The 13,773-nt window shown below is 61.9% G+C and carries 11 protein-coding genes and 1 pseudogene; 2 read left to right on the plus strand and 10 right to left on the minus strand.

Features of this window, described 5'->3' with window-relative positions:
• The first annotated feature begins 151 nt into the window (after nt 1-151).
• Nucleotides 152-1,264, plus strand: a complete 1,113-nt coding sequence (locus GBM95_RS04985) for a M20 family metallopeptidase (RefSeq protein WP_152158081.1) — start codon at nt 152-154, stop codon at nt 1,262-1,264.
• Nucleotides 1,265-1,362: 98 nt separating this feature from the next.
• On the opposite strand, the gene GBM95_RS04990 is transcribed toward GBM95_RS04985, so the two are convergent.
• Nucleotides 1,363-2,148 (minus strand): AraC family transcriptional regulator, encoded by a 786-nt coding sequence (locus GBM95_RS04990; RefSeq protein WP_152158082.1) that lies wholly within the window; start codon nt 2,146-2,148, stop codon nt 1,363-1,365.
• Nucleotides 2,149-2,213: 65 nt separating this feature from the next.
• On the opposite strand from GBM95_RS04990, the gene GBM95_RS04995 reads away from it, so the two are divergent.
• Nucleotides 2,214-3,380 carry an MFS transporter gene (locus tag GBM95_RS04995; protein ID WP_193222579.1) on the plus strand — a complete coding sequence of 389 codons (1,167 nt, stop codon included), beginning with the start codon at nt 2,214-2,216 and terminating at the stop codon, nt 3,378-3,380.
• Between the two features lie 57 nt (nt 3,381-3,437).
• On the opposite strand, the gene GBM95_RS05000 is transcribed toward GBM95_RS04995, so the two are convergent.
• The 9 genes and pseudogenes from GBM95_RS05000 to GBM95_RS05040 form a co-directional block, all read right to left on the minus strand.
• Entirely contained in the window at nt 3,438-3,692 is a 255-nt protein-coding gene (locus GBM95_RS05000) for a hypothetical protein (protein ID WP_152158083.1), read from the minus strand.
• A 345-nt stretch (nt 3,693-4,037) separates the two neighbouring features.
• Nucleotides 4,038-5,246 carry a GTPase HflX gene (hflX, locus tag GBM95_RS05005; protein WP_152158084.1) on the minus strand — a complete coding sequence of 403 codons (1,209 nt, stop codon included), beginning with the start codon at nt 5,244-5,246 and terminating at the stop codon, nt 4,038-4,040.
• Between the two features lie 34 nt (nt 5,247-5,280).
• Nucleotides 5,281-5,541: an RNA chaperone Hfq gene (hfq, locus tag GBM95_RS05010; protein WP_152158085.1), complete on the minus strand. Its 261-nt coding sequence runs from the start codon at nt 5,539-5,541 to the stop codon at nt 5,281-5,283.
• A gap of 747 nt (nt 5,542-6,288) precedes the next feature.
• On the minus strand, nt 6,289-7,635 hold the full coding sequence (gene der, locus GBM95_RS05015; protein WP_152158086.1) for a ribosome biogenesis GTPase Der: 1,347 nt from the start codon (nt 7,633-7,635) through the stop codon (nt 6,289-6,291).
• 115 nt (nt 7,636-7,750) lie between these two features.
• Nucleotides 7,751-8,892, minus strand: a pseudogene (gene bamB, locus GBM95_RS13155) (outer membrane protein assembly factor BamB).
• Between the two features lie 205 nt (nt 8,893-9,097).
• Nucleotides 9,098-9,736: a YfgM family protein gene (locus GBM95_RS05025; RefSeq protein ID WP_152158087.1), complete on the minus strand. Its 639-nt coding sequence runs from the start codon at nt 9,734-9,736 to the stop codon at nt 9,098-9,100.
• A 100-nt stretch (nt 9,737-9,836) separates the two neighbouring features.
• Nucleotides 9,837-11,123, minus strand: coding sequence for a histidine--tRNA ligase (gene hisS / locus GBM95_RS05030; protein ID WP_152158088.1), 1,287 nt, complete (start codon nt 11,121-11,123; stop codon nt 9,837-9,839).
• 155 nt (nt 11,124-11,278) lie between these two features.
• Nucleotides 11,279-12,529 (minus strand): flavodoxin-dependent (E)-4-hydroxy-3-methylbut-2-enyl-diphosphate synthase, encoded by a 1,251-nt coding sequence (ispG, locus tag GBM95_RS05035; RefSeq protein ID WP_152158089.1) that lies wholly within the window; start codon nt 12,527-12,529, stop codon nt 11,279-11,281.
• Between the two features lie 20 nt (nt 12,530-12,549).
• Nucleotides 12,550-13,635 (minus strand): helix-turn-helix domain-containing protein, encoded by a 1,086-nt coding sequence (locus tag GBM95_RS05040; protein ID WP_152158090.1) that lies wholly within the window; start codon nt 13,633-13,635, stop codon nt 12,550-12,552.
• Nucleotides 13,636-13,773 lie beyond the last annotated feature (138 nt).

The raw sequence follows: 13,773 nt of genomic DNA on the forward strand, positions 1-13,773 counted from the left end.
TGAGCTTTTGTCTCCTCACCGCCCGGCACTTTCCCGTCCGCTTCGGCCTAAGATGCGTTCCGCGCATGCGGCTCTTTTCCTCTATCCCTGAGGAAGCGCCGCACCGGGCAAATATTCACTATTCCGTCAATCACGAAGAGAGAAAGCAGAAATGGCACTCCTTGACGATTATCTGAAGGATCTTGCTCCGCTCGTCAACCTCGACTGCGGCTCGCACAACCCGGCGGGCGTTACCCGCGCCGCCGAAATCATGAAGGGCTACTTCGACTCCATCGGCTTCACGACCGAGCTCGTCGACCTCGGCCCCGAAGTGGGTCACGGCCTCATCGCGAGGAATAAGCCTGATGCCGACCATATCGACGTTCTCATGAACGGCCACCTCGACACCGTCTTCCCGGACGGCACGGCCGCCAGGCGCCCTCTCTCGATCGACGGCGACCACGCGCACGGTCCGGGGTGCTCGGACTGCAAGGGCGGCGTCCTCGCCGCCTACTGGGCCTGCAAGCTTGCCCGCCCCGAGGATCTCGAGCGTCTTTCGATCTGCTGCGCCTTCAACCCCGACGAAGAAATCGGTTCGGGCGCGTCCCACAGGTGGCTCGCCTCGATCGGCGCCAAGTCGAAGTGCGCCCTCATCGTTGAGGCCGCACGCGCCAATGGCGAACTCGTCCGCTCCCGCAAGGGCGTGGGCGACTACACCGTGCGCTTCCACGGGCGCGCAGCGCACGCGGGCAACAACCCGGAAGCGGGCGCCAATGCTAACGTCGCCGCCATGCGCTTTGCGCTCGCTGCCTACGAGCTTGCCGACAAGAAGATCGGCACGACCGTGAACCCGGGCGTCATAGAGGGCGGCACCGCTCCCAACGTGATTCCGGAGGAAGCCCTCGTCCGGCTCGACACCCGCTACTGGTTCGACGCTGACGGCGACGCGCTCGACCAGAAGATCCGCGAGCTCGCCTCCCGCACCTGGGTCGAAGGCGTGACGCAGGAGCTTTCCGCGAGCTGCGGCCCGGCGATGCCGCTCTCGGACGCCACCCGCGCGCTGGTTGAAAAAATCAACGCTGCGGCCCGCGAAGCCGGGTTCGAAGCGACCTGGGTTGATGCTGGCGGCGGCTCCGACGGCAACCGCATCGCGAAGGCGGGGATCCCCGTCGTCGACGGCTGCGGCCCTGCCGGTGCGGGCTTCCACACCGACCGCGAATACCTGAGGCTCGATACAGTTGAAGAGCGCATCCGCATGCTCGTCAACTTCTTCAAGCTCTGCTGATTGAACCGGTCATAGAACCGCGAATCCGGAAAGGACGCTTCTTCTGCTCGTGGGAAACGCGTCCTTTTTGTTTGCCCGGGTCACTCTGCGAAGCATCCTCACGCCCTCCGGGCGCTCTTCTGCATGGCTCCCGGCGTCGTGCCGAAAAGCTTTCGAAAAGCGGCCGTGAAGGTTGCCTGGTCCGCATAGCCGGCGCCGAAAGCGGCATCCTTGAGCGTTCGTCCGGAGAGAAGAAGATCGAGCGACGCGCAGAGCCTCGCGCGCGCCATCCAGTCGCGCCACGTCATGCCGAGTGCTTTATTGAATCTCCGGCTGAAGGTTTTGGGCGAGAGCGAAAGGCGCGCCGACGCTTCCTCCATCGACATGTTCCAGAGGCGCCGGGAGAGAATTTCGCTCTGTAGGGCCCCGAACACGTCGTCATCCGCCATCGGGAGCGCAGCGCCGAGTTCCTCGGCGTCGCTCACGAGCCTCAGCATCAGATTCGTCATCAGAAGCGCCGTAGCCGGTGGAACATCCTTCGAAAAAAGCGCGCTGAAGAGCTCCCGGATCAGCGGCGTCGCCGCCAGAACGCGCACGCGGTCATTGAGGTGCTTGAGACGCCGCAACGCATCGTCCGAAAAATAGAGGCTCCGCATTTCCGTGTCGGCAAGAAACGAAATCGAGTGCCTGACGCCCGCCGGAATCCAGAGCGCCTGGAAAGGCGCAATGAGGCGCACGCAATCGGGAGTCCTCACGAGCATGACGCCCTTCTGCGCATAAAGCAGCTGCGCCTCCCGGTGACAATGCTCAGGCCGATTCATTCCCGGCACAAAGTCGCGGGCAAACTCCCGCCAGCCCGCTGAGAGCTCCGGAATTTCATCCATATTGATTGTTCTTTCATCCATACAATCAAATTCTAAACTTCCCTTCCTCAATACCGCTCAAACCTAAGGGAAGAGGAGAAGACGTCATGCGGGAGAACTCATCAGGAATGGCCGGAAGCGTTCTGCTTCTTGTGAGCGCCTCGCACTTTCTCAACGACATGCTGCAGTCGATCATTCCGGCTTCGCTGCCGCTTCTCAAGGAAGAAAACAACCTCACCTTCGCGGAAGTCGGCCTCATCACGCTCGTCATTCAATTGACGGCTTCGCTCCTGCAGCCCGTGATCGGCCTTTCAACCGACAAGCGGCCGATGCCGATGGCGCTGCCTTTCGGCATGATGCTCTCCCTCATCGGGCTCCTCTTTCTCGCTCATTCAGGAACGCTCTCTCTGATTCTCTTTTCCGTCGCGCTCATCGGCTGCGGCTCCGCCGTCTTCCATCCCGAGTCCGCACGCATTGCGCAGGAAGCCTCGGGCGGCAGGAGAGGTCTCGCTCAGGCAATCTTTCAGGTCGGCGGGAACGGCGGCGCCGCGCTCGGACCCATTGCCGCGGCGCTCATCATCATTCCGTACGGCCAGGAAAGCATCGGCTGGTTTGCGCCTGCCGCCGCCCTTGCGGCGCTCCTTCTCATCCGGGCGGCGCGATGGAGCAGGCGCAAAGCCGGTACGACAAAGAAAATGGGTCCGACCGGGCTCGTCCTTACCGACCAAGAGAAGGCCTTCGTCTTCCTCATTCTCTTCGTTCTGATGTTTTCGAAGCAGGTCTACATCTCGAGCCTCAGCAACTTTCTCATCTTCTTCGTGATGGAGAAGTTCTGCCTCGACGCGGCTTCTGCCCAGTACGTGCTCTTTGCCTTTCTTGCCGCCGGCGCGGCAGGGACGCTTCTGGGCGGCCCGATCACGGACCGCTTCGGGCGCCGCAGCGTGATGCTCTTTTCGATTGTCGGGACGGCGCCTTTTGCGCTTTTGATCCCCTATGCATCGCTCCCGCTCCTCATTCTGCTCGTGATCCTTGCGGCGCTCATCATTTCTTCAGCCTTCTCGGCCATCCTGGTCTGCGCGCTTGAAGCCGCTCCCGGCAGAACCGGCGTCGTCTCGGGCGTCTTCTTCGGCCTCTCCTTCGGGCTCGGCGGCATTGCCGCCGCCTTCTTCGGGTGGCTTGCCGACATCGCGGGCATCAGAGAAGTCTTTACGCTCGCCTCCTATCTCCCGCTTCTCGGTCTCGCGGCGCTCCTGCTTCCGAAGAAAGCGTGTTGAGGCGATCGTTTTTCCTCAGGCGGTCTCCAAATTAGAGCGCTTTGCGGCCGCCTTCCGTTATTCGGCGTATCGCGTCGGGAGCGCCGGCGTACCGGGGAGCATCCGGTTGAGAAGCTCGTTCACCTTCTCTTCCGTATTGATGTATTTCGAAAAATTGAGGCCGTTCGCCGCGTGATACTTCGCACTCCCAAGGAGCTTTCCGTTCTCGAACCACTCATAGGCAATGGTTGCTGTGAAGTTCGCCATATCCCAGCGGGAAACCGCCTGGCAGGTGAGCACCGCCTTGCAGTCGCCCGTAGCGCCGGATGGCACCTCTCGAACCGTGAAGCCTTTCGGAGCGCGTTAAGGGTCGCCGTGTAGGCGACCTTGCGGTCCGAGGCGTCGGGCGTCACGCAGACTTCGCAGGCGGCGACATCGTGCGGCACCGGAACGACCGACTGGGTCGTGCAGCCTGAGAGAAGCAGAAGCACCGCAGCACCGAGAAACACCTTTTCGTTCATATCCATTCTCCATCGGGACATTTCGGGATTCGCCGAAGCTCAAAGCCTTTCACCTCATAATAGGAGATTGCTTCGAAAGCTCAGGATGCAAAAAGACCGTCCGAACATTTCTCTTCCGAACGGTCTTTCTGTTTATTGGACGGTCGCTTCCCCGAACTCAGAGCAGGCTTTCAAGCTCCGCGAGCTCCTCGGCTGCGCTCTTGCGCTTAAGCCTCGGATCGTCGCGGTCGTTCGCCATCTCGCGCTCCCAGTCCTCGGGCTCGCGGGGAAGGTTCGGGTGATCATCGCGCCACTTGTGCGCGAATTCCGACACCGCTTCGCGAAGTTCATCCAGCCCGGCCCCCGTCAGCGCGGAAACGAAGACAGCCTTGGGGCGGCCTTCATTGTCGCGGACGATTTCAGGCGCATGCCCCGTCATGTCGATCTTGTTGTAGACAAGAATGGTCGGCACGTCGTCGGCCTTGATGTCGTGAAGCACGGAATTCACTTCCGCGATCTGTTCTTCACGCACGGGAGACGAAGCATCCACCACGTGAAGCAGAAGGTCGGCATGAACCGTTTCGTCAAGCGTCGACTTGAAGGCTTCAATCAGCTGGTGCGGAAGCCCCCGGATGAAGCCCACCGTATCGGTGGCGACAACCGTTTCCTCGTCGTTCAGCCAGAACTTTCTCGCCGTCGTATCGAGCGTGGCGAAAAGCTGGTCGGCGGCGTAGGACTCTGCGCGCGTCAGCTTATTGAAGAGCGTCGACTTCCCGGCATTGGTATAGCCCGCAAGCGACACCGTGATCGAATCGCCTCTCGAGCGGGCGCGGCGCTGGGTGCCGCGCTGGCGCGCAAGGCGCTTCAGCTGATCGCGAAGCTGCTTCATCCGAACGCCGATCATTCGGCGGTCGAGTTCGATCTGCTTTTCGCCCGGGCCGCCCGTTTTGCCTAAGCCGCCTCTCTGGCGCTCAAGGTGGGTCCACCCGCGGACAAGGCGCGTTGAAAGGTGCTCGAGCCGGGCAAGCTCGACCTGCAGCCGCCCTTCGCGGCTCTTCGCGCGCTGGCGGAAGATGTCGAGAATGAGTTCGGTGCGGTCAAGCACGGGGAGATTGAGCACGCGTTCGATGTTGCGTTCCTGCGCGGCAGAAAGCGCAATGTCGAAGACGACGATGTCGGCCCCGGCTTCGCGGGCAAGTTCTCCCAACTCCTCGATCTTGCCGGAACCGAGGAAGGTCGCGGGATCGGGCTTGTCGCGCTTCGCCTGCATGAGGCCGACGGGCGTCAGGCCGTCAGACGTCGTGAGAAGCCGCAGTTCCTCGGCCGAATCCTGATAAAAGGCCCGGCCGACCGAAACAACAACTAGGAAAGCGCGCGAGATCTTCACCTCGCGCGTGTCGTCAAGCTGAAAGTTTGTCAGATCAGTTCTCCGTCGAAGCCGGCTGGGCAGCCTGCTGCGCGGCGCTCATGGCGACGGCGCGGGAAGGCACAACGGTGCTGATCGCGTGCTTGTAGACCATCTGCGTGAGCGTGTTGCGCAGAATCACAACGTACTGGTCGAAGGACTCAATCTGTCCCTGAAGCTTTATGCCGTTCACGAGATAGATCGAAACCGGAATATGTTCCTTGCGCAGGAGATTAAGGAAGGGATCCTGCAGAAGCTGAACCTTGTTGTTGGCCATGATGTAGTTTTTCTCCGACACTGCAGCTCGCACAGTGCAGGCCTTATAAGTATTGGCTTTTTGTTATTTTTCAAATTTGTCCGGCGACCAGCTATAGGTGAACCGCTTTTGGGCGGGTGCGACCGCTCATGTTCGGGGTTCGTCTGAGGAGAGCCGCCTCAGGGTCGCCGCATCTCTCCGCCCCTTTTGTCTGCGAGAAGCCGCTGATGTCGTTCCTTTTTAGAAGCAGCCGCAACCGCATGAAAGCAGAGTGACAGCGTGCATCTTAACACTGCCTGAGGGTTCATCCTGATTGAAATCGAGTGACTCGGTTGCAATTTGCAAGCAACCTTTGCCGCAATGCGCGCTTGAGTTGTTCCGATTCCGTCTCACAATAAAGAAGCAATTTGAAGGATGCCAACACCCAATCGGCAATTCAAAAACGACAATTAAACGCAGTTGCCGCTTCAGCGGCTCATTCAGGAAGCGATTGCAATATATTCTTGTAAATCAAGAAATTAAATACGCGTCACGTGATTTAGCCGATTTTCATCACGTCGTTTGGCCGGTTTTTACCTCGACGTTTGGCGCTATGTCTAGGCAGCGGAACACAACGAAAAACGCCGCAAGGGCAGTTTTTGCGTACCAGGCAGCCCATTGCAAGCCTTCCCAGCCAACAAGCACTCCGCACAGCTCAAAAACGCTGCAGGCAGCCCGAACCCGGACTGCCTGCAGCATCATTCAACAACGATCAGGTCATCTGAAGAATCACTTCTTCTTCGCAATGTCCTTCACGTAAGGATTGTCCTTCGTGCGGAATTCAATCCGGAGCGGCGTGCCCGCCAGATTGAAGGCTTCGCGGAAATAGCCTTCGAGATAGCGGCGGTAGCTTTCGCCGATGTCCTCGAGGGCGTTGCCGTGAATCACGATGACGGGCGGGTTCGAGCCGCCCTGATGCGCGTAGCGGGGCTTCGGACGGCCGCCGCGGGCGCGCGGAGGCTGCTGGCGCTGAACGGCCTCGAGGAGCGCGCGCGTGAGCTTCGGGGTCGAGAGCTTGCGGTAAGCGGCTTCATGCGCCTCGTCCACGGCCTTCATGAGATGGTTGAGGCCGTTTCGCTTCAGGGCGGAGATGCGGATCATGCGCGCCCAGCGCAGGAAGTGGAGCTTGTGCTCGAGCTCAAGATTGAAGCGTTCGCGCTCGTAGCTGTCGAGCAGATCCCACTTGTTGATTGCAACCACAAGGGCGCGGCCCGAGTCGAGGACGTAGCCCGCAATGTGGGCGTCGCCTTCGCTCACGCCTTCCTTGGCATCAAGAACGAGAATGACGACGTTCGAGTCCTCGATCGCCTGGAGGGTCTTCACGACGGAAAACTTTTCAACCGCCTCGAAGACGCGGCCCTTTTTTCTGAGACCGGCCGTATCGACGAGTTCATAGGGGCGGCCGCCGTATTCAAAGTCCACCTTGATCGCGTCGCGCGTGGTGCCGGGCATGTCGTAGGCAATGACGCGCTCTTCGCCGATGAGGGAATTGATGAGGGTCGACTTCCCGGCATTGGGTCGGCCTGCGAGCGTCACCTTGAGGCGCTTCGGAGCGTCGGGATCCGGCGCCTCCTCAGGTTCCTCGGGCGGGCACTTTTCAAGCGCGAGCTCAATCACGTCCCGCACGCCCTGGCCGTGCGCGCCCGAAACAAGATAAGGTTCGCCGAGACCGAGCTCGTAGAACTCCGCCTTGGCGGCGTCCGAAAGCCCTTCGGCCTTGTTGACGAGGAGGAAGACCGGACGATCGGCGCGGCGCAGATGCTGCGCAATCCGCTGGTCCTGGGGCGTGAGTCCCACGCGCGCGTCGCAGAGGAAGAGCACGCAGTCGGCCTCTTCAATCGCGAGCTCCGCCTGGCCGGCCATCGCCTGAACGATGCCTTCGCTGCGAACGGGCTCGAAGCCGCCCGTATCGATCACGATGTAGGGTCTCGAGCCCACGCGTCCCTGACCATACTGACGGTCGCGGGTGAGACCGGGAAAATCCGCCACGATGGCGTCTCGGCTGCGGGTGAGCCGATTAAAGAACGTCGACTTGCCGACATTAGGCCGGCCCACGAGAGCGATGACTGGAAGCATGAGAAAAAATGGGGTTCAAAAAAATTAAAAAGGCCGCGCCCGGGACGCTATCGACCCAGCGCGGCGCTTCTGGTGGAAGGCGGCTCCGGAATTCCGCCGCCTTCGGAAGGGTGTCTTATTCGCCGCCCTCAACAACGTAGGCCACATCGCCCTCAACCGTCTGGAAGACGGCGCCGTAGCCGTACTGCGCGGCAGGCGTCGTCACGGCGCCCGAGAGACGCGTGCGGCCGACCGCCTCGCCCGTTGCCGGATCGAGGAACGTGATGTTGCCTTCATAGTCGCCGAAGGCAAGCGCCGCGCCCACGCGGATGGGAGCCGATGCGCCGCGGTAGAGGAAGCGGTCGTTCACCCACGCCTCGCGCCCGTTCTGGCGGTTGTAGGCGTGAAGCCTTCCCGCGTCGTCCACTTCGTAGACCAAGCGCCCGTCAGCCACAGGGCCCGTGACGGCGCTCACCGGCGCGTTCCAGACGAGGCGGCCGTTCTGCGTATGCATGCAGACGACGTTACCCTGGAAGGCGGCGGCGCACATGAGTTCCTGATCCACCCAGGGGCGGCCCACGACGTCAATGAGACGCTCGACTTCTGTAATGCCCTTCGCCTGACCGATCACGGCGTCAAAGACCACGCGGCCGTCGTTGGGGTTGAGCGCAAGAAGGCGGCCGTTCGCCTGACCGATCAAAACGCCGCGGGCGACCAGGCCATCTGCGAGAAGCCTCTCAGCGTGAGGGCGGGCGCCTGGCCCTGGTAGTGCCAGAGTCGCTGGCCCGTGATGAGGTCGAACCCCGTGATGCGGGTGTCCGACGTCTTCACGATCACGCGGCCCGCGCCGACAAGAGGCGGCACCTCGATGTCGGACGAGAGCTTCGCCTCCCAGACGAGCTTCCCTTCGGCATCGAAAACCTGCACCTTGCCCTTGTTGGTGCCGACGGCAACGTGGCTCCCGTCGGTGCCTACGCCGGCCGTAACCTCGCCGTCCGTTTCCGCACGCCAGACTTCATTGCCCGTCTGACGGTCAAGACGCACGACGCGGCTTTCGCCCGCAGCGTAGACCGCCGTATCGGTGACGGCCGGAGCAAGGTTCTCGGCAACCGCATCGCCCACGTTCGTGCGCCACACGACCCGGGCTTCCATCTTTTCCGAGAAGTCGGGATAGTCATGCGGCTCATGCGGATCCGACGACGAGAAGATGCCGCAGCCGGCAAGCGGAAGCGCGAGGGCAAGAGCCGCCGCGATGGGAAGCAATTTCTGGATGGCCATTTGTGAATCTGAAAAAATTTTTCCTGAGCCGCCCCTCGGAAGACCTTCGTCCCTTCGGGTGAGCTTCGTGCCGGAATTCTAAAAGAAAACGTCCTCTTAAAGCGCCCCCGCAAAGCACCGGAAATAAAGAAAGGAGGCGAATGGCCGGCAAAGCGGTCAATCTGCCTCCTCTCCTTTCGGCCGTTCGGCCAGTGCTCGAGGCCGGTCAGCCTTCCTGCGGGAGGTTGGCGAGCTTAAGCTCAATGACGCGCGCGAGCCCATTCTGGTGGTCGGTCGCCTGAGCGGCCTTCGTCCACGCTTCGCGGGCCTTCTTCAGGTCGCCCTTCGCCGCCCAGATGTCGCCCTCGCGGTCATGGTAGAGACCGAGCTGGCTCGAATCGGGCTTCGCGGCCTCAAGGGTCTTCAAGGCATCGTCGAGCTTCCCTTCATCAAAGAGAACGCCCGCGAGGCGAATGCGTGCGAGCGCATCGTATTCGGGACGGCCCGACTTCTCAATCACCCACTCGAGCTTCGTCTTCGCTTCGGCGAAGTTTCCCGAGTCGAGCGCGACGTTGGCGGCGGAAAGTGCGGCGAGCGGCGCATAGATCGTGGAGCCGTACTCCGTAACGAGACCCGTCGAGAGCGAGCTCACGTTCTTCTGGTCATTCGTCTGCACCGCATGCTGGAGCTGCGCGTACATGCCGGCAGCCTTGGCGGCTTCGTTTCTCTGCCACCAGTTCCAGCCGTTCCAGCCGGCAAACCCGAGGCAGACCACGCAGACGGCAGCGGTAACCGGGGTGCCCCACCGGTCCCACCACGCCTTCATTTGGTCAATGCTCTCCTGCTCTTCCAAGTCGTAAGCCATGGCTCAAACTCTCTTTTATCTCTAATGAAGTGTCTTATCTGAAGAGAAGCGGCGCCCGGGGAACCCGGACTCCCTTCTCTTCACAATTGCGGAATATTTATCAGGCCTTGAGCGCCGCAGCCACGCGGGCGGCAGCTTCATTCACGGGCTCGAGCGCCTGTTCGGCATAGGCATTCGCCCCTGCGCGCAAGGCCTTCACGCCCACCATGCCCTGAGCAAGCTCATCGGCCGTGGCGAAGACGGCAAGCTTCGCGCCCGAGGCGTCCGCCTTCTTCATCTGGCTCTTGATGCTCGCCTCGCCCGGATGCGTGATGACGCGGATGCCGAGGTCGCGCATCTCCTCAGCGAGACGCATCGCAGCAATCTGCGAGTCGCCGCCGTGGTGCAGAACATAGACATCCGTCTGGGTGCGTTCGGGAACGTTCCCCACTTCGCGCATGAGTTCGATCACGCGCTCCATGCCCATGGCGAAGCCCACGCCCGGAGCGGGACGGCCGCCCAGCATTTCAACGAGCGGATCGTAGCGGCCGCCGCCGCAGATCGTGCCCTGCGAACCGAGACGGTCCGTGATCCACTCAAAGACCGTGTGGTTGTAATAGTCGAGACCGCGAACGAGGCGCGGATTAATCGTGTACTCAATGCCGGCAGCGGAAATAAGCTCCTCAAGGCGCGAGAGGAACGCACGGCTTTCGTCTCCGAGGAAGTCGAGAAGCTTCGGCGCAGCGTTGACGAGGTCCTGCATCTCGGGATTCTTCGTATCGAGAATGCGCAGCGGATTCGTGTAGAGGCGGCGCTCCGCATCCTCATCGAGCTCATCCTTGTGGGCTTCGAAGTAGGCAATCAGCGCCTCGCGGTGCGCCTGACGCTCGTTCTGGGCGCCCAGCGTATTCATCTCGAGCTTCACCGGACCAATGCCGAGGGCCTTCCACATGCGAGCGAGCATGACGATCATTTCGGCGTCGATGTCCGGACCCGCCATGCCGAGCGCTTCGGCGCCCAGCTGATGGAACTGGCGGTAGCGGCCGCGCTGGGGACGCTCATGGCGGAACATCGGGCCGCAGTACCAGAGACGCTGCGTGGTTCCGTAAAGGAGATTGTGCTCATTCACGGCGCGCACGACCGCAGAGGTGCACTCCGGACGGAGCGTGAGCTGGTCGCCGTTCATCGAATCGGTGAAGGAATACATTTCCTTCTCGACGATATCGGTCACTTCGCCCACGCCGCGCGTGAAGACGCGGGTATTTTCAAGAATCGGCGTACGGATTTCCTGATAGCCGTACTCTTCGAGGACGCCCACGCAGGTCTTCTGCACAAACTGCCAGATGGCGGCGTCCTGCGGGAGCATGTCGTTCATGCCCTTGACGCCGGTGAATTTTTCCTTAGCCATTTCGCCTGAGGTTTCTCAACGTATTGGAAGCGCCCCGGACGCCTGAGTGAAAAGCCTCTTCACTGAGGCTTCTCCTTTTGACCGCAGGCGCTTCCCGACAATGAATTCGTGTTTTCGTCCCCTTTCTGCCCGAAAGCGAGAGACCGGAACCTTCGTTAATGGCGGGTTCCCCAAGTCTCGAAGACGAATTTTTCAATGATATTCTGAAACTGCCGGGCAATGTCCTCGCCCTTCAGAACTCCAGCCTTTTCGCCCCGGATATAAACCGGTGCAACCGGGCTTTCGCCGGAGCCGGGGAGGCTCACGCCGATGTCGGCCTGACGGCTTTCGCCGGGTCCGTTCACCACGCAGCCCATGACGGCGACCTTCATCGATTCCGACCCCGGGCAGAGGCGCCGCCATTCGGGCGCCCGGCGCCTCAGGTAGCGCTGCGTCTCTTCGGCAAGCTTCTGAAAGAGGTCGGACGAGGTCCGCCCGCACCCCGGGCAGCTCGTCACCATGGGGGTGAAGGAGCGAAGATCCATCGACTGGAGAATCTCCTGCGCGACGATCACCTCTTCCGTTCTCGGCGCACCCGGAGCGGGCGTCAGGGAAACGCGGATCGTGTCGCCGATTCCTTCTTCAAGCAGGACGGAGAGAGCGGCCGTTGAGGCGACGATCCCCTTGCTTCCGATCCCGGCTTCGGTAAGCCCCAGATGAAGCGCCCAGGAAGAGCGCTTCGCGAGATCGCGATAAAGGGCAATGAGTTCCTGAACCTCGGAAACCTTGCAGGAAAGCACAATGCGGTTGGCCGGAAGCCCGAGGGCTTCCGCGGCCGCGGCCGACTGAACGGCGCTCTCGACCAATGCTTTTCTCAGCACCGCCTGCGGCGTCAGAAGCCCGCCCGACTTCAGGTTTTCGTCCATCAGACGCCCGAGGAGCGCCTGGTCGAGCGACCCGCCGTTCACGCCGATGCGCACGGCCGCACCCCACTTCTTCGCCGCCTCGATCATGAGGGCGAAATTCTCTTCCTGACGCGAACCCTTTCCGACATTGCCCGGATTGATGCGGTACTTCGAGAGCGCGGCCGCGCATTCCGGAATTTCCGTGAGAAGCTTGTGGCCGTTGTAGTGAAAGTCGCCCACGAGCGGAACAAAGATCCCGGCGGCATCAAGCCGCGCACGGATTTCAGGCACCGCACGCGCGGCTTCCGGCGTATTCACCGTGAGGCGAACGAGTTCGGAACCGGCCGAAGCGAGTTCGGAAGCCTGCGCGTAGGTAGCTTCAACGTCCGCCGTGGCGGTATTGGTCATCGACTGGACGACGACGGGCCGCCCTCCGCCGATGACCACACGGGCGTCCTTCCAGACGACTTCAACCGGGGTGGTGTAGTGGCGGCGAAGAGCCGTCGTCTCAATAACCGGCATGCTGATCTCTTTCCGAGCCTTTATTCAAGCGTGATGCGGCTGATGCCGTTTCGCGTTTCCTGACGGATGTCGTAGGGCTTGCCGTCGATCGTGAGCGTGAGCGCTCCGGCATTGCCCACGGTGATCCGCGAGCCCTGCGGAATATCCGCTGTTACCGGGGAGCCCGGCTGCATTTCGCGCGCAATGACGTTCCTGCCGTTGGGCGCAATCACCTGCACCCAGCAGGGGCTCGTCACCTCAAAGCGCACGACCCGGATGGGAACGCCAGCGGGAGCCGTCTGGGGAGTCTGAGACGACGCAGCGGCACTGGCCGCAGGCTGCGTCTGAGGCTGAGCCTGAGGCGCTTGAGCCGGAGTCTCCGGCTGCGCCTGAGCGGCGTTTGCCGGCGCGGCATTCGTCTGGGGAGCTGCCGGAGAAGCCTCGCGCGAAGCCGGAGCGTCTGCTGCATTCTCTGCGGACGCTCCATTCGCGACGGAGGGCGCAGCCTCAACATTGGCCGACGCATTCTGCGCATCCCCTTCAGTAGCGCCCGACTCAACCTTCTGCGCCTCGCTGCCCGAATGGACGCCCGCAAACTGATCGGTATAAACCGCCCAGATGCCTGCGGAGACGACGGCAACGAGGAGCGCGAGAAGCGCCACCTTGAGGCCGCGGTGACGCGGGGTCGAGTTGATCACCTCTTCTCTCGAAGGGTCGGTAAGCGGGATCTGACCGTGTTCGGCCGCGCCTCCGCGCCTGCCGTAGCGGTTCATGTAGTCTTCGGAAAGCGCCTGCGGATCGAGGCCGAGCGAATGCGCGCATCCGCGGATGAAGGCGCGGACGTAGACGGGCTCGGGGAGCGCCGCAACGTCCTCCTCTTCAAGCGCGCGGACCTGCGCGACCGAGAGGCGGCTTCTCACAGCCATGTCGCCCAAGGAAATTCCCTGCGCTTCGCGCGCCGCGCGGAGCATGGCGCCGAACCCCTGGGGAGCGGCTGCGGGCGCTTCTCCCGAAGCTGCGGGCGCCAGAGCCTCGCGGGGTTCATCCGCCGGAGCAAAGGTGGGCTCCACCGCTTTGGGAGCAGCATTGACGCCGCCCTTCGTGTTCGAATTGAGTTCGTCTGCCATGGGTGAGCCTCCCACCGGTTGAAAAGTTGGCTTCAGTTCCCGCGCTTTGCGCCGGACTTCTGAAGAATGACCGCCGCTTCCGCCTTCTGCTGGATGAGGCGCTCGGCGCGGCGGGTGCGGTCGCGCACCTCGCCCGCG

It is taken from the genome of Sutterella seckii (assembly GCF_009183815.1).
Lineage (GTDB): Bacteria > Pseudomonadota > Gammaproteobacteria > Burkholderiales > Burkholderiaceae_F > Sutterella > Sutterella seckii.

Excerpts from the sequence above, each read along its gene's own strand:
- GBM95_RS04990 (WP_152158082.1), bottom strand. The coding sequence starts at position 2,148 with ATGGATGAAAGAACAATCAATATGGATGAAATTCCGGAGCTCTCAGCG.
- hfq (WP_152158085.1), bottom strand. The coding sequence starts at position 5,541 with ATGGCCAACAACAAGGTTCAGCTTCTGCAGGATCCCTTCCTTAATCTC.
- GBM95_RS04985 (WP_152158081.1), top strand. The coding sequence starts at position 152 with ATGGCACTCCTTGACGATTATCTGAAGGATCTTGCTCCGCTCGTCAAC.
- GBM95_RS05040 (WP_152158090.1), bottom strand. The coding sequence starts at position 13,635 with ATGGCAGACGAACTCAATTCGAACACGAAGGGCGGCGTCAATGCTGCT.
- der (WP_152158086.1), bottom strand. The coding sequence starts at position 7,635 with ATGCTTCCAGTCATCGCTCTCGTGGGCCGGCCTAATGTCGGCAAGTCG.
- ispG (WP_152158089.1), bottom strand. The coding sequence starts at position 12,529 with ATGCCGGTTATTGAGACGACGGCTCTTCGCCGCCACTACACCACCCCG.
- hisS (WP_152158088.1), bottom strand. The coding sequence starts at position 11,123 with ATGGCTAAGGAAAAATTCACCGGCGTCAAGGGCATGAACGACATGCTC.
- GBM95_RS05025 (WP_152158087.1), bottom strand. The coding sequence starts at position 9,736 with ATGGCTTACGACTTGGAAGAGCAGGAGAGCATTGACCAAATGAAGGCG.
- GBM95_RS04995 (WP_193222579.1), top strand. The coding sequence starts at position 2,214 with ATGCGGGAGAACTCATCAGGAATGGCCGGAAGCGTTCTGCTTCTTGTG.